The organism is Paenibacillus baekrokdamisoli, from assembly GCF_003945345.1.
In the GTDB taxonomy this organism is placed as follows: Bacteria; Bacillota; Bacilli; order Paenibacillales; family Paenibacillaceae; genus Paenibacillus_Z; species Paenibacillus_Z baekrokdamisoli.
Window position 1 is genome coordinate 5,506,840 of sequence record NZ_AP019308.1, and the last position, 15,761, is coordinate 5,522,600.

At 49.0% G+C, this 15,761-nt stretch carries 10 protein-coding genes; all 10 read left to right on the forward strand.

Annotated elements, in window-relative coordinates; all coding sequences use genetic code 11:
* The first annotated feature begins 16 nt into the window (after positions 1 to 16).
* The 10 genes from EKN16_RS24230 to EKN16_RS24275 all read left to right on the forward strand — a co-directional run bounded on the left by EKN16_RS24230 (position 17) and on the right by EKN16_RS24275 (position 15,746).
* Complete coding sequence (locus EKN16_RS24230) at positions 17 to 895, forward strand: carbohydrate ABC transporter permease (RefSeq protein ID WP_125663139.1); 879 nt, start codon at positions 17 to 19, stop codon at positions 893 to 895.
* Between the two features lie 28 nt (positions 896 to 923).
* Entirely contained in the window at positions 924 to 2,882 is a 1,959-nt protein-coding gene (locus tag EKN16_RS24235; RefSeq protein ID WP_125663141.1) for a family 10 glycosylhydrolase, read from the forward strand.
* A gap of 16 nt (positions 2,883 to 2,898) precedes the next feature.
* Complete coding sequence (locus tag EKN16_RS24240; RefSeq protein ID WP_125663143.1) at positions 2,899 to 4,836, forward strand: glycosyl hydrolase family 28-related protein; 1,938 nt, start codon at positions 2,899 to 2,901, stop codon at positions 4,834 to 4,836.
* Entirely contained in the window at positions 4,833 to 6,974 is a 2,142-nt protein-coding gene (locus tag EKN16_RS24245; RefSeq protein ID WP_125663145.1) for a hypothetical protein, read from the forward strand. Before EKN16_RS24240 ends, EKN16_RS24245 begins: the two co-directional genes overlap by 4 nt.
* Before the next feature lie 115 nt (positions 6,975 to 7,089).
* Positions 7,090 to 8,856: an alpha/beta hydrolase family protein gene (locus tag EKN16_RS24250; RefSeq protein ID WP_125663147.1), complete on the forward strand. Its 1,767-nt coding sequence runs from the start codon at positions 7,090 to 7,092 to the stop codon at positions 8,854 to 8,856.
* A 364-nt stretch (positions 8,857 to 9,220) separates the two neighbouring features.
* On the forward strand, positions 9,221 to 11,362 hold the full coding sequence (locus tag EKN16_RS24255) for a hypothetical protein (protein WP_125663149.1): 2,142 nt from the start codon (positions 9,221 to 9,223) through the stop codon (positions 11,360 to 11,362).
* A gap of 252 nt (positions 11,363 to 11,614) precedes the next feature.
* On the forward strand, positions 11,615 to 11,986 hold the full coding sequence (locus EKN16_RS24260) for a sensory rhodopsin transducer (RefSeq protein ID WP_125663151.1): 372 nt from the start codon (positions 11,615 to 11,617) through the stop codon (positions 11,984 to 11,986).
* A 30-nt stretch (positions 11,987 to 12,016) separates the two neighbouring features.
* Complete coding sequence (locus EKN16_RS24265) at positions 12,017 to 12,937, forward strand: polysaccharide deacetylase family protein (RefSeq protein WP_125663153.1); 921 nt, start codon at positions 12,017 to 12,019, stop codon at positions 12,935 to 12,937.
* Positions 12,938 to 12,972: 35 nt separating this feature from the next.
* Positions 12,973 to 14,145 (forward strand): M24 family metallopeptidase, encoded by a 1,173-nt coding sequence (locus EKN16_RS24270; RefSeq protein WP_125663155.1) that lies wholly within the window; start codon positions 12,973 to 12,975, stop codon positions 14,143 to 14,145.
* A 104-nt stretch (positions 14,146 to 14,249) separates the two neighbouring features.
* Positions 14,250 to 15,746, forward strand: a complete 1,497-nt coding sequence (locus EKN16_RS24275; RefSeq protein ID WP_125663157.1) for a M81 family metallopeptidase — start codon at positions 14,250 to 14,252, stop codon at positions 15,744 to 15,746.
* Positions 15,747 to 15,761 lie beyond the last annotated feature (15 nt).

Here is a 15,761-nt window from a genome sequence, read left to right on the forward strand (position 1 = left end):
AAGGAGCCATAAGATTATGCGGGATTCCGGTTGGAGAATCGGCTTTCAAATCGTCAATTATACCTTTCTATGCATGATCTCTATTCTTTGTATACTGCCGATGATTCATGTCCTAGCCCTGTCCCTTAGTTCTAACGCCGCTGCTTCCGCAGGTATTGTCAGGTTGTGGCCGATCGGGCTTAACACTACATCTTATGCTTACGTTTTGGATCAGGCTGGATTTATCCATTCGTTCCTCATCTCGTTGCAACGCGTTGGATTGGGGATTATTATCAATCTCTTACTTACGGTGACATTGGCGTATCCGCTCTCTAAGGAATCCACAAAGTTTAAATCGCGTACCTTTTACGCTTGGTTTTTTGTCTTTACGATGTTGTTCAGCGGCGGGCTTATCCCAACTTATATGATCATTAAGTCGTTGGGTCTATTGGATTCGCTTTGGGCACTCGTTCTTCCCGGGGCAGTTCCAGTATTCAGCGCAATCCTATTGCTTAACTTCTTTAGGGGGCTGCCGAAGGAGCTTGAAGAGGCGGCTTTCATAGATGGAGCAGGACATTTCACGACATTATTCAGAATATTCCTCCCTTTGTCCACTCCGGCTTTAGCTACGATTCTGTTGCTGACTATGGTAGGGCATTGGAACAGTTGGTTTGATGGGCTTATCTACATGAATTCACCTCAGAATTACCCGCTGCAAAGTTATTTGCAGACGATCGTGATTGACAAAACGTTTACAGGCTTGACGAACCTCAATACGGAAATGTTGAGGAACGTCTCCGACAGGACGGTTAAGTCAGCTCAAATATTCCTCGGTGCATTGCCCGTTCTTCTGGTATATCCATTTCTACAGAAATTCTTCATGAAGGGAATCGTTATGGGAAGCGTCAAGGAATAATAACATATGTAAAATGGAGGGTTAATATATGCGATTTCGTCAAATCCATTTGGATTTCCATAATCATGGGTCGGTTAAGATCGGAGAACGGTTCTCCAAGCATCAGTTTCAGGAAATGCTTCGTCTTGGCCATGTCGATTCCATTAATTTGTTTGCTAAATGCTTTCACGGATGGGCCTATTACGATACGGAGAAGTTCGATAAGCATCCCGGTCTGACGTTTGATCTATTGGGCGAGATGATTGAAGCCGCACATGAGATTGGCGTTAAGACACCTGTGTATATCAATGTCGGCCTGAGCGAGAATCTGGCATTGAAGCATCCAGAGTGGTTGGCTCGCGATGAGAATGAAAAGACTTTCTATGATGTCGGATTCAAGGAGCCAGGACTGCACACCTTTTGCTTCAACTCTCCCTATCTGGAGCATATTCTTCAGTTAACGGAAGAAGTGGTTGCGAAATACGACGCGGACGGACTATTCTTGGACATCGTATATCCGAAAGCTTGCTATTGTCATATTTGTAGGGCACAGCTGCTTGAAGAAGGCAAGGATCCATTTAATAAGGCCGATAATATGGAATTGGCTGAACGGGTATATGCGAACTATACAAAACAATTAAATGAAAGAGTATGGATGATCAAGCCGAACCTTGATATCTTTCACAATAGCGGAATTCGAGCAGGGCGTCGGGATATGATTGCCATGAACAATCACCTAGAAGTTGAGTCGCTGCCTTCAGGCGGCTGGGGATATGACTATTTTCCAATATCGGCGAGGTATTTCCAACAAATGAATAAACGGTTGGTCGGAATGACCGGCAGGTTCCATATGAACTGGGGCGAGTTCGGCGGTTACAAGCATACGAACGCGATCCGTTTCGAGTCTGCTTTGTGTTTGGCACATGGGACACTTTGCTCTGTAGGAGATCATTTACATCCTGATGGAATGATGGATCCGATTGTTTACAAAATGGTGGGCGAAGCCTATAGGGAAGTGGAAGCGAAGGAACCATGGTGCATGGATGTGGAGAATGTCGCGGACGTTGCTATTCTTTCCTTGGAATCTACGGCACCCGAGCACGCCCGTATGGGACTGTCGGACACGGGAGCTTACAGGATTCTTCAAGAAGGGAACATCCTGTTTAATATCGTGGATCTGGAATCCGATTTCAGTTCTTATAAGGTTATTATTTTACCGGACAGAGTGAGAATTACGGAGACGCTCGGCGATAAATTGCGGATCTATGTGCAGCAAGGCGGGCGAATATTTGCTACAGGTGAATCGGGTTTAAATGTAACTGGAGATGCGTTTGCGCTTGATCTCGGAGTGGAGTGGGTGAGCGTTAATCCGTTCCGGCCTGATTTCTACAAGCCGAATGAACCGCTGCCGAGCTTTGGGGAAGGATCGTTTGTTTTTTATTCGCAAGGACAGAAGGTTTCATTAAAAGGTGGAACGGAACTCGGCTATCGAGAAGACCCTTATTTTAACAGAAGCCTGCATGCTTATTACTTCACACACACGCCGAACAGTCGTAACAATGCCGGACCAGGCTTGATTGAGAGTGGCAACGGTATTTATCTGGCATGGGATGCGTTTGAGGATTATGCAGAGAATGGAAGCTTGTTCGTGAAGGAAGTTGTCCTATTCGCACTGAACAGGCTGCTTGGCGACCAAAAAATTCTGTCTACAAATCTGCCTGCACAAGGTGTTGTCTCGGTTCAGCATCAGAAGAAGGAGTCTCGGTACATCAATCATCTTCTCTACGCATTTCCGGTTAAACGGGGCAAGGACAAAGAAGTTATTGAAGATATTACGCCGCTCTATCAGATTGACGTTAAGCTTCAATTGAGCGAGACCGTCAGACGTGTATATACGGTTCCGCAGCAGGAAGAGCTCGCCTTCTCCCAGACCGGAAACTCTATTCAGTATCAAGTTCCCGTTATTGATTGCCATCAAATGATCGCTATAGAATACGACGAACTTTAATTGGGAGTGACCAATCATGCCAAATATAACAGTAGTGAATGTTCGGGATTACGGCGCAGTTGGGGATGGGATAACGAATGACACAGAAGCTCTCCGTCTTGCCTTCGAAGCGGCTCCCTATCAAACCGTTGTACTGCCTAAAGGTACTTATCTGACTGGAACAATAACGATACCGGCGCACGTTGAAGTCAATTTTCAGAATGGAGCGACGTTGGTCCTAGAAGAGGGGGCTGTGCTGGAATTAAACGGTAAGTTATCCGCGGGTCCTTATCCAATCTTCGATTTCCCTTACGAACGTAATTCAGGTACGGCAAAGGTTGTCTTCCAAGGATTTCAATCGCTCACCCATTGGTTGCCGGAATGGTTCGGGGCGGTAGGAGATGCCAAGATTGACGAGAGGGTTACCGACTTGCCGATTGTTTCTGGGACGGATAGCTCGCTTGCATTCGAGAAGTGCTTTTTGGTTATGAGCCAGACTGGTGTCGCAACGGTAAAGCTTAATCATGGTAATTATTTGTTCGCGCATGAGGTGAACGTATTTGACGGAAATTTCTGTCTGGAAGGCAGCACGCATGCGAAATTCTCTTCCGTACCAACCAGCCATAATCCTTCGGATTATTCGATCCATATGGATACGGGCTACATTACAGGCAAAGGCATCGAAGCTTTATTTCATATCAAGCAGTCGGAGCCTCTTCACGGCTATTTCGGATTTTTAATTGAGAGAGCCTTCTTCCGCAGCTATCACGATGGACCGCAGTCTGTCGTTAAGGTAACCGGACCGGCATTTCCAGTCCTGGGTGCACCTCCAAGACCCTGTGTGTTTGACAACTGCAGAGTGTTTAAATTCCGCAAGGCGATTTGGAGCAGTGCAACCTTTGGGCTTGGCACCCTAAACGTTACGAATTGTTATTTCTCGGCAAGCGATTTTACAGGAAATCATTACGCGGTATACTCCGATGCTTACGGAGGTGTAACGAACTTTAATTTTATTAACAATGTTTCAGAGCAGGGCGGTAAAATTCTATTCGAGCGGGTACATGAGCCTGGTTATGGTTACTTCGGCAGTCTTGAAGGCCAGTTTCGGATCGAAGGCAACTTGTTGGAGGGTCAGACAGATCCAATCGTGATCCACTCCAATGTGGCGAGCGGCTCGATACGCAACAATTATTTCGAAGCTAACAGCGGCTCGATTATTGAGTTTCATTGTCTTGGAAGGGATCCCGACCTGGATGGATTAAAGGAAGACGTGTCTACGATTGAGATCTGCGATAATTTCTATCATGTTCTCAAGAATCCCGTAATCGTATTAGACAATTGCCGGGTAACAAAGCTTGATATCAGCAATGAACCGGGAATTAGAGTAAACTTGTCCGGCGTACGCCGTTATTCCCGCGACAGTGAGAATACCAAGGTGGGAATCCACCCGTCCCTCGGCGATTTCTGCGGTTTTTCAGTCGATTTCAGCTATTTGCGTGATAACCTGTACAGCGCCGTTCCTCTTGCCGATCAGGGAGTTATCCCGTTCACTCAGGGGGGGATGAGCAGCATACGAATGACCCCGCTTGGCTCTCGTTCCAGCATGGCTTTCGAAGCCGAAACAGAATGGAAACCGATTCCGATTCCTGTACATGAGGATGAGATATTCGTTGTCGGTTCCATTCTGAAGAAAACAACGATTGAAGCAGAATTCGTCGGATTATCCGTATCGGATAACGAAGGCAACGTTAAGCTAAGCACCCCCCAACTAGTGCAACTCATTAATGGGCCTAGATCGTTCACCGCCGTATTCTTCGCTATTGATGGAGCACTTATTTCCGGAGAAGGAAACTTGCTTCGTTATAGCTGCTCCAGATCTGGTAATGAAATTACCGATGCATACTGCTACACGGTCAAGAAGAACGAGGCGCAGGAACAATTTAGCGTGTTTCTTCAGGATGGGACAACCGTATGAGTGAGAGAAATTACGAGTTTCGCAGACGGCTTGAAGAAGTCCATAAGCCAGATCGCCGCAATCTGGAGTTCATAGCGCAGTCGGACGAGATTGAGATCAATGAGGATTGGCAGATTATTATTCCTGATCCATCCTGTTCGGTTCTATTGAATGTCGCGAAGGATCTGCAAGATTATTTTCTTGTGAGCATGAATATTTCGTTGCGATTGCGCCGCGTGGTTGATATCGCGGAAATCGCCCGTAATGGTGAACGCGTTATCGTGCTTGGAGACAAGGAGCAGCTACCGGAATGGGAAGGACAACTGGCAAAGAACCGCAGTTACCGTATTAAAGCCGAACGTGAACGTATTGTGGTATGCGGACACGATTCGCGGGGCATTGGACAAGGTAGTTATTATTTGGAAGATTTGATGAATTTACGCGAGGCGCCGTTCATCCGCACGCAAGACATTTGCCGGGAACCCTTATTTACGCCACGTATGGCGCATTCCGGCTGGGGGCTGGATCGTTATCCGGATGCTCACTTGAATGCGATGGCTCATTCCGGGATCGATGCTATTCTTATTTTTGTTAAAGATGTGGATATGACTCCGGAAGGATATCAGGATTTTAACTATTTGATCGACAGGGCGGAGCTTTACGGTCTAGACGTGTATATGTACAGCTCCCTGCTAAGTCGAAAGCATCCCGAGGATAGTGGCGCTGAAGCCTACTACGACAGCACTTATGGCAGGGTGTTCGAGGCGTGTCCACGACTGAAGGGAGTCGTGCTTGTCGGGGAATCATGCGAATTTCCTAGTAAAGACGAGAATACAACTGGAATGCATCGACTTGACTGGCCTACGGATCAGCCGCAGACAAAGCCAAGCCCAGGATGGTGGCCCTGCACGGACTATCCGCAATGGCTTAACATGATCAAGAAGGTCACTCGTAAGTATAATCCGGACGTAGACATTATTTTCTGGACTTACAATTGGGGCGGAACGCCCGAAGAGGATCGCTTGAAGCTCATACGAAACATTCCAGACGATGTAACCTTGTTAGTTACCTTTGAAATGTTCGAGCAGATCAAGCATGAAGGCGTAACTAGCATAAACGTGGATTATAGCGTTTCATTTGAAGGCCCGGGTCAGTATTTTGTTAGTGAAGCTAGGGCTGCTCATGAACGTGGAATCAAGCTATATACGATGAGCAATACGGGTGGGCTAACCTGGGATATCGGGGTCATCCCTTATGAACCGGTTCCCTACCAATGGGCCAGAAGACATTCTGCCCTGCACAGGGCGCAAGACCAATGGGGATTGATCGGGCTTATGGAATCGCATCATTACGGTTGGTGGCCTTCCTTCATAAGCGATCTTACGAAGTGGTCATACTGGAGTCCCAGCCCTCCGATTGAAGAAACCTTCGCGGCCGTAGCTCAAAGGGATTTCAGCGCCGAGGCGGTGCCGATGGTTTTGCAAGCTTGGGAGCACTGGAGCGAAGGTATCCGATGCTACATTCCGACGAATGAAGATCAATACGGCCCCTTTCGAGTGGGACCTTCTTTCCCAATGGTGTTCCGCAAAGCTTTATTCCGTAAGGAACTTACTATGCCAGCTTCCAGTCATGCCATGTTCGGCAGTGAAATCGTGCTGACGGATTACGCTCCAGCCGATGAAGCACGCCAATCCTTGGGAGTCTCGCGAATTGATGTGGAGATCAGGCAGCTTGAACGGATGGCCGTATTATGGCGTCAGGGCAATCTATCCTTGGAGCGCGCGCTCTTGCTAACCTCAGAGAAAAAGCAATTCAACGGCCGTCTATTGCTTGGGATGAATCAGTTTATCTTGAATGCGGTACAAACGACAATACACGTTAAGCATTGGTGGAAATTGAAGCAACGCCTATTTAATGAGCCTAGCCCCCAGATCGCCGGAAATATCCTGGAGGAGATGGAAGCGTTGCTGTTGAAGGAAATCGACAATGCCGAGGCGACCATCCCGCTTGTTGAATTCGATTCCCGACTTGGCTGGGAGCCGAGCATGGAATATATGACGGATTCGAAGCATTTGCGTTGGAAAATAGCTCAGGTTCGAAGCGTCCTGGACAACGAATTTCCCGATTATCGGAAGTCTCTAGCACTTACGGAGTCTTAATCTGACTATCCGGGACTTCCTGCCACTTCTCCTGATTCTGTCAGTGCTTCCAGTGCCTGGTTCTGTGAAAGGGTGGAGGGATAAGAAATTCAAATTGAGGAGGCCGGGATAACCTATGTTACAAGGGGAAATGCTGACGCCTGAGCAAGTATGGAAGGATTATGACCCGAGCCGGGAGCCGTTGGAAGTCGAAGTATTGAAGCAGTGGACGGAAGACGGGAATGGCTTTAAAGAAATGTATTTTACGGGAAAAACGATCGGAGCGGAGAAAGTTCGGATTTACGCAGTTTACAGCGCTCCGCTGCCCGGCAAGCAGCTGCCCGGCATCTTGCACGTTCATGGAGGAGGGCAAACGGTTAATCAAGACATTCTGCGCTATTGGAATGAACGCGGTTATGCTGCGTTATCGTTTAACTGGGGTGGAAGAAGAACGGACGGCAAGGCTTATACGCAATGGGGCACCGCCTTGGCGCACGCCAATGAAGCGGACTCCGGCGAACAAATAATGGCGACCATCCCGAATGTGCGAGCCTCCTCCTGGTACGAATGGGCTGAAGCCGGACGGCGGGCATTAACCTTGCTGGCCGAACAGCCGGAGGTCGACCCGGGTAAGCTCGGCGCTTTTGGAGTGTCCATGGGAGGAACGTTGTTATGGACGATGGCGGCGATGGATGAACGTATACGTGCAGGATGTGTAATTTACGGGCTTGGCTGGCACAACTTCAAGGAAGAGTTTCACCTCGTGACAGGGACGAAGCCTGAATATACCGATGAAGATAGTTGCATCTGGAAGCGCGTGATGGAGCCGGAAGCCTATGCGCCTTCTATTCGCAGTCCCATGTTGTACTTGAGTGCGACCAATGATTTTTACGGAAAGATGGACCGGTCGTTCGATGTCCTGTCTACCTTGCCGGAGCAGACTCCGCGAAGAGCGGCTTTCACGTCGGGTTTTAATCACTATATCCATTGGGAACAGGCGGAAAATGTTCACAAATGGATGAATACATGGCTCAAAGGGGAAGAGCAATGGCCCGGCACACCGGAGGTTTCACTTCAAATGGATGAGGCGGGCCGTCTTGAGCTTATGATCAAGCCCGATCCTGCTCAACCCGTAACCCGGATAGAAGCCAATTGTGCGCTCGGAAATCCGCATGCGGTGTCCCGCCATTGGAGACAGCTCGCTCCCGTTGCGAACGGCGAAGCGTGGCGAGCACCACTAGGCGTAACAGGTTACCGTGGAACCGTTTATGCTTATGCCAACGTGTTCTATGAATCAGGCATTTGTTTGTCCAGCAGCTTAGTGACGGAGACGCTTGGCGGTGCCGGAGCTGCGAATGCGGATGATTGCGCTTGGCCTCCAGAACACCGATCCAATCTCATTTACGATGGCCGGGACGGCTTGGACGGCTGGGTGACGAACACCCCCAATGCGGATCCGTTTCCCCGCCGATACAGCCCGCTAACGACAGCTGTGAGCGAGGATGGTGTACTAGGCTTTCGTCCGGATAAACAGCTTTCTCCCATTACGTATCGGCTGGGAGACCCGGAATATCGGGGGATGGAAGGCGAGGCGCTTCGCTTTCAGCTGTTGAGCCGGCATGCCGCCGATTTTACAATCATCGTACAGCAGCGTCATTTTCCGTCGCACACGCTCAGTTATCGGTGTTCCGCCTCTATTGAAGGCGCGGCGGCGTGGCAAACCTTTACCCTCCCGCCGGAATCGTTCCGGCATGAGGAGAGCGGAGAAGCTCTGGGCAGCTGGGCAGACGTCAATTATTTGGAGCTTTGCAAGCCGGAAGAAGGCTGGCCGGACGAAGCCTTGTTGTTTGCGAATTTTGAATGGGTACCTTCAGCCTATCATCATCAGCAATCCCTCGAATAAAGCCAACCGGTACGATTCTCCCGATGAAATGGATGGCTATATTCGCATTTCCCTGCCGAAGGTGCACGGATACGCAATGGTCGTGGTGGAGTATTGAAAAGGATGATCGGAGAGAAATATCTATAAGTGTCTAAATGCCGTGAAACTTATGCGACGTTGAGATAGACCCTTTAAACAAGAAATGCCACTCCTTTGTAGGGTGGCAATTTTTATTTTAGGTAATGTATATGGCATAGAGAACCTTATATTTCTTCTTTTTATCTATCAAGTGTCAAATCGTCTATATACGAGAACGAATAAAAGGCTTAGTTATAGAGTGAGACGTCGATACAGAAGGTGTTTTATAGGAAGGGGTAGAAGAGGAATGGAAAGCAAATACGAATTTCGCAGAAGACTGGAAGAAGTACATAAGAAGAACCGCCGTGATCCCAATGTACGTGCTTCCGACGATGAATTGGAGATCTCGGATGATTGGAGCATTGTTGTTAGTGAAACGGCAGGAGCGCTTCTCCTGAATACGGCTAAGGATTTGCAGGACTATTTGTTCACAAGCATGCATGTCTCTGTCCGCTTGTCACGTGTGAAGGACGTTCAGGAACAATCCAGCTCGGGTGAGCGTGTCATTGTGCTAGCCACGAAGGAGGAGCTTCAGTTATTCGGTGATAAGCTTGTAAAATCCCGCAGCTATCGCATCGCCGCCGAGGTTAACCGCATCGTGATCTGCGGATATGACGATCGTGGTGCTGCTCAGGGCAGCTATTACCTTGAGGATCAGATGAATTTGCGTGAGGCACCCGTATTCGAGTACCGGGATACCGTGCGTGAGCCGCTGTTTTCCCCGCGCATGGCCCACTCCGGCTGGGGGTTGGATCGCTATCCCGATGCCCATTTGAATGCGATGGCACATGCGGGCATCGATGCGGTAATGGTGTTCGTGAAGGATGTGGATCATACGCCCGAAGGGTATCAAGATTTTAACTATCTGATTGATCGCGCTGCTTTATATGGGTTGGATGTGTATGTGTACAGCTATCTAAGCAGTCGCCTTCATCCTGACGATCCGGATGCACCCGCCTATTATGAGAGCACTTACGGCAAGGTATTTCAAGCTTGTCCGCGCTTCAAAGGCGTCATTCTGGTCGGAGAATCATGCGAATTCCCGAGCAAAGATCCGAATACGACAGGTAAGCTTCGCCTCGATTGGCCTGCTGACCAACCGCAGACCAAACCGAGTCCGGGCTGGTGGCCGTGTACCGATTTTCCTCAATGGCTGAATCTGTTATCGAAGACTATACGTGCACATAACTCGGAGGCGGATATTGTTTTCTGGACTTACAATTGGGGCTGGGCACCGAAAGAGGATCGGCTGAAGCTCATTCACGCTCTTCCGGATAACATTACGCTGCTCGTGACCTTCGAAATGTTCGAGCAAATCCGCAATGAAGATGTGACTCATGTATGCGTCGACTATACGCTTTCTAATGTCGGGCCAGGAGAGTATTTCAGCAGCGAGGCCGAAGTTGCCCGCGAACGCGGCATCAAGCTGTACGCGATGAGTAACACCGGGGGACTCACTTGGGATATCGGAGTTATCCCGTATGAGCCGTTTCCCGATCAGTGGAACAGAAGACATTCCGCCTTATTGAAAGCTCAGGAGGATTGGGGTCTGTGCGGATTGATGGAATCCCACCATTACGGCTGGTGGCCGTCATTCATCAGCGATATAACCAAGCAGCGATACTGGAGCCCGAGTCCGTCTTACGAGGAAGTACTGGCGATGCTTGCCAAACGTGATTTCAGCGAAAGGGCTGCTCCAATTGTAGTGGAAGCATGGAAGCATTGGAGCGAGGCAATCCGCAGCTATATCTCGACGAATGAAGATCAGTATGGTCCGTTTCGGGTTGGTCCTTCTTACCCGCTCGTATTCCGTAAAGGGGTTCGTATGCCTGCAGCGAAGCATGCCATGTTCGGCAACGAAATCGTTGAGACGGATTACTCGCCAATGGACGATCCGAGACAATCACTCGGGATATCCCGTATAGACGTCGAGTTACGGAGTTTAGAGCGCATGCTAAAGCTTTTGGATACTGGGAATGGTCTCTTGGAACAGGCCCTTGCTCTTACGCCAGGCAGAAAGATGGAGGACGCATTGCGCATGCTCGGTTTAGGCCGCTTTATTGCCCGTTCCGTTCAAACCACCATTCATGTGAAGCAATGGTGGAAGCTGAAGCAGCGGCTGTTTACCGTAGGGGATGCTAGTCAAGCTTCTCAATTATTGGAGCAAATGGAGCAGCTTGCGGAGCGGGAGATTGCCAATGCTGAGGCCACTATACCGATCGTGGAGGCGGATTCAAGGCTTGGCTGGGAGCCTAGTATGGAATATATGACTGATGCGGATCATTTACGTTGGAAAATCAATCAGGTTCGCTCCGTGCTTCAAAGTGAATTTGGGCAATATCGCAGTTCCCTTGCATTGACGGACCCGACGTATGATCGCAAAAGATAATCGTTTGATCCGTAATAGTACAGTATCAATATTAGGATTGACAACTCTAAAATATGGTAATATAATTTGGGAAAACGTTGTACCAAATGTATTTGCACAAAATAGGCGATATATAGGCGCGTACAATGGATTTTTCGTAAAATAAAGGGCTTATGTCGAAGAATGAGGATTAAAAGACTATTATTCTTTTAGTTTATTTGGGAAAACGTTACCCCAAACTGAAATCCACTACTTGGATGAGGAGGTGAGGACATGAATAAGGGTCAAGGCAATACATTATGGATATTCCCCGACTGTGAACTGCCGCCGGCAGGAGATTCCCTACTGAAAGGGCATGAGTCGGTTATTGTGCTTAATCTGGATCCTAATGTGGCTAATCTCAGCATAACGCTTTATTTTACGGATCGTGAGCCGGTCAAGGATATTCGGTTAAAGGTCGAAGGGGAAAGGGTGCGCTGTCTGCGGCTGGATAACCCGGATGACTTAGATGGATTTGTGATTCCGAGGGAAGTGCAATATGCGCTTAAAGTCGTTAGCGATATTCCTGTAGTCGTCCAATATGGAAGACTAGATACTAGACAAGATAATATGGCCTTCTACACGACAATGGGCTTCAGTGAATAGATATCGAATTCATAGAGAGTAGGGAGAACGATGAACGACAAAATTCATGTAATCTTCGGTTTCGATATGGAAACGGATGTTGGCAGCTTCACTCCCTACTATGACGGCGTGAAAAATGCGACTGCGCCACTAGTGGAGATGTTCGACAACAAGGGAATCAAAGGCACCTTTTTCTATACCGGTGATGCAGCCCGCAGAAATCCGGAAAGCGTAGAGCTTGTGAAGCTAAGCGGTAATGAGGTTGGAACCCATTCCTTGTTCCATGAGACGGTAGGCGACCAGCTATTCCCGATTCCAGGCGTCGTGCCGCTGCTTCCCGAAGAAGTGCCCTTCCGTATTCGCAAAGCTACGGAATGGGTGGAGGAAGTGCTGGGAGAGCAGCCGGTTTCGTTCCGCTGCCCAAGGCTGTGGAGCTCCACGGCGGTGGTGAATGCTTTGGAAGAGCTTAACTACGTGGTTGATGCATCCTATCCGATGTACTTCTACCGGGAAAGACTCGTTCCTTACCATCCTAGCGAGCAAGATTGGACCAAGGAAGGCAATCTGAACATTCTCCAAATTCCGAATTTCGCAGACATGGTCATGAAGAGCAAGGACCCGGGCCTGGAGCGGGATCGAGATCAGTGGCCGTTATTTCGGACCAAGGGAGCCAATGCATTGATGAAACGCGTGGACAGCTTTATTAAGTTCATGCGCCAAAAAGAGCTTCCTGTCGTGCTTTGCTTCTATTTTCACCCGTGGGAATTTATTCCGCTTGAAAAAAGCTACCATTTCGGGGAATGCAGAGTCACTCCGGATCGCTTCCTTACACTGAATTGCGGAGATAAGGCGATGAGCGAGTTTGGTATTCTCATAGACCGTTTGAAAGATTTAGGAGCGGAATTCCATCGTGCGGACGAATTCGCCAGCCTGTGGAATAAGGCTCATGATGTTCAAATCGCTAGCGTATAAGATTTACATTCGATCCGACGAGGAGATACGAAACCATGACAACTCACGTAAAAATTCCTGATCATGAATACCAGGAGCGGATTCAGAAAGCAGCGAAGCTAACGGCGGAAGCGGGACTAGATATACTGATCGTTAACTCTAATGAAGCGGATTACGCCAATGTCAGATATTTCAGCGGATTCTGGCCTTTGTTCGAACGGGCTGGCGTGGCAATTGCTGCATCGGGAAAAGCTGCCCTGCTGGTCGGACCCGAAAGCACGATTTACGCGTCCGACTTCAGTCACATCGATAACATCTTCTGCATGATGGAGTACCGCGAGTCCGCGGATCCAAGCTATCCACAGATCAAGCCGGATACTTATGGTGACGTATTTAAGTCCTTAGGCGTTAATGGCTCAAAGCTTAGAATCGGCGTTGCCAGCTTCTTGGATACGACCGTGATCATGATGGATGGGCTTAAGAACAGCTTTCCGGAGGCTGAGATAGTACGAGCGGATGCAATTATGATCAAATTGCGTTCAATTAAATCAGAGAACGAGCTCAATTGCATGCGCGAAGGCTTCCGCATAACGGAGCTAGCGACACGCGAGGTTATCCGCACGATTCGTCCCGGTATGACGGAGTGCCAAATGGTTGGCGTTGCCCAAAGAGTTATCTACGAGAACGGAGCGGAGTACGAAGGGCTTCCCATGTATATTTTCAGCGAGAAATCGACTCGTCATGCAATCTCGCGTTCATCGCATCGCGTGATCAACAAAGGAGACATTGTGCAGCTGAATTTGTCCGCTAAGGTGGACGGGTATTCTCCGAGCATCGGCATGCCGATCAGTATGGGTAAGCTGACTACCGAGCGCCGGGAAATCATCGAATTTGGGTTGAAGGCTCATGAATGGACTCAGGCTAACCTGAAAGCAGGCGTGCTGGCCAGTTCCGTCGCGGAAGGGTTTCTTCAATATTTTAAAGACAATGGGTATGAGAAAAATTATTTGTACGGACCTTGCCACGGAACGGGCATGATCGAAGTGGAGGCGCCATGGATGGAAACCTCCTCAGACTATTTGCTGGTGCCTAATATGACCTTCCAAGTGGATACGTTCATGACGACAGATACGTTCGGAATCCGTTGGGAGAAGGGTGTCGTCATTCGCGAAAGCGGATGCGAGGTGCTCTGCAATCCGATCGGCCAGATTCATGAGCTTGAATTCTAATGATGAATTTCTGGATTTGGACAGCTATGTCGAATTGATCCGCTGGTATGCGGGAATTGCCGTCGACTGGTGTGGGATCGACGCTGGACAGGAGGGCTGATCGGATGACTACTTCAAGGAAATGGAAAATTGCCGTTGCAGGTATTTTCCACGAAACGAACACCTTTGCGCCTGGATTGACGGAGCTTGATGCTTTCTGGAGTGAATGGATCAGTGGAATGGATGCTTTTCTCGGGCGTTATGAGGGTACAAAAACCTCAATGGGCGGTGTTATCGAAGCAGCTGCCGCGCTCGGAGCCGAATTGGTTCCCGGTCTTTACACGGCAGCAACGCCAAGCGGCATGGTCACTTCTTCAGCCGCTGAACAGCTCATGGATGAATTTATTGGCTCTATTGATGCTGATGCTGACGGTTTAGTCATCATCATGCATGGGGCCATGGTAGCGGAAGGTTATCCGGATCTGGAGGGCGAGTGTCTGCGGCGACTGCGCGTCCGGTTCGGGACCGGCTTTCCCATAGCGATGACATTGGATCTGCATGGTAATATCAGTCCGGATATGGCGGAACTGGCTAATTTTATCGTGGGCTATGATACTTATCCTCATATCGATATGTTCGAGCGAGCAATAGATGCAGTGGGACTGCTTGTTCGTTTAATAGAAGGCGACATCGTTCCGACCCGAGCTTACGTGCATACGGGGATGCTGATTACTCCGCAGGCGATGCTGACGACAGCCGGTCTTATGAAGGAGCTAATGGAAGTCGCGTTTTCTATGAAATTGGATCCAAGCGTATTAAACGTTACGGTGGCTGGAGGATTTCCGTACAGCGATGTCGCCGACGCAGGAATGTCATTCGTCGTGACAACAGACGGTAATCCGAATTTGGCTGAACGATGCGCATCTAAGTTGGCACAGATGGCGATTGGGCGAAGAGACGAATTTAGGGTCGATTATATGCCGCCTAGCGAAGCCATTCAGGCTGCCCTTGCCTATGAAGAAGGCCACGTAATTCTCGCTGAGGGCTCTGATAATGTGGGAGGCGGTGCACCTGCGGATGCGACGCATGTGTTGGCGCTGCTAGTCGGAGTTCCCAAGCGATCACTGATCGTGATCCGTGATGCCGATGCAGTGGACACTGCGAATTTGGCTGGTATTGGTGGGGAATTCAGCAAAGCGATCGGCGGTAAGAGCGGAGATAGGCATGGTGAGCCGGTTATCGTGCAAGGTACGGTGCGGCTTTTGTTTGATGGTGTTTATCGCCATCGCGGCTCTTACATGACTGGACATCAAGCATTCATGGGGCGAACAGCAGTCATCGAATGCGGCAAGCTTACGATCGTGTTAACTGAGAAGCGGGTTGCGCCATGGGATCCGGGCCATATTCTTTCGGTTGGGCTTGATCCTGAACAATTTCATCTAATTGTCGTTAAATCAGCGATCGCATGGCAGACTGCATTTGGCACCTATGCGCGGAAGGTTATTCACGTGGACTCGCCTGGCTGCTGCAGCGCGAATTTACAGCATTTCGAATATGAGCACTTGCTGAAGCCTATATACCCATTTGATCCAGAGCCATGTCCTAGATTCTTTAGCTATTAGACCTAAATGCTGTTG

Excerpts from the sequence above, each read along its gene's own strand:
- EKN16_RS24230 (WP_125663139.1), top strand. The coding sequence starts at position 17 with ATGCGGGATTCCGGTTGGAGAATCGGCTTTCAAATCGTCAATTATACC.
- EKN16_RS24235 (WP_125663141.1), top strand. The coding sequence starts at position 924 with ATGCGATTTCGTCAAATCCATTTGGATTTCCATAATCATGGGTCGGTT.
- EKN16_RS24240 (WP_125663143.1), top strand. The coding sequence starts at position 2,899 with ATGCCAAATATAACAGTAGTGAATGTTCGGGATTACGGCGCAGTTGGG.
- EKN16_RS24245 (WP_125663145.1), top strand. The coding sequence starts at position 4,833 with ATGAGTGAGAGAAATTACGAGTTTCGCAGACGGCTTGAAGAAGTCCAT.
- EKN16_RS24250 (WP_125663147.1), top strand. The coding sequence starts at position 7,090 with ATGTTACAAGGGGAAATGCTGACGCCTGAGCAAGTATGGAAGGATTAT.
- EKN16_RS24255 (WP_125663149.1), top strand. The coding sequence starts at position 9,221 with ATGGAAAGCAAATACGAATTTCGCAGAAGACTGGAAGAAGTACATAAG.
- EKN16_RS24260 (WP_125663151.1), top strand. The coding sequence starts at position 11,615 with ATGAATAAGGGTCAAGGCAATACATTATGGATATTCCCCGACTGTGAA.
- EKN16_RS24265 (WP_125663153.1), top strand. The coding sequence starts at position 12,017 with ATGAACGACAAAATTCATGTAATCTTCGGTTTCGATATGGAAACGGAT.
- EKN16_RS24270 (WP_125663155.1), top strand. The coding sequence starts at position 12,973 with ATGACAACTCACGTAAAAATTCCTGATCATGAATACCAGGAGCGGATT.
- EKN16_RS24275 (WP_125663157.1), top strand. The coding sequence starts at position 14,250 with ATGACTACTTCAAGGAAATGGAAAATTGCCGTTGCAGGTATTTTCCAC.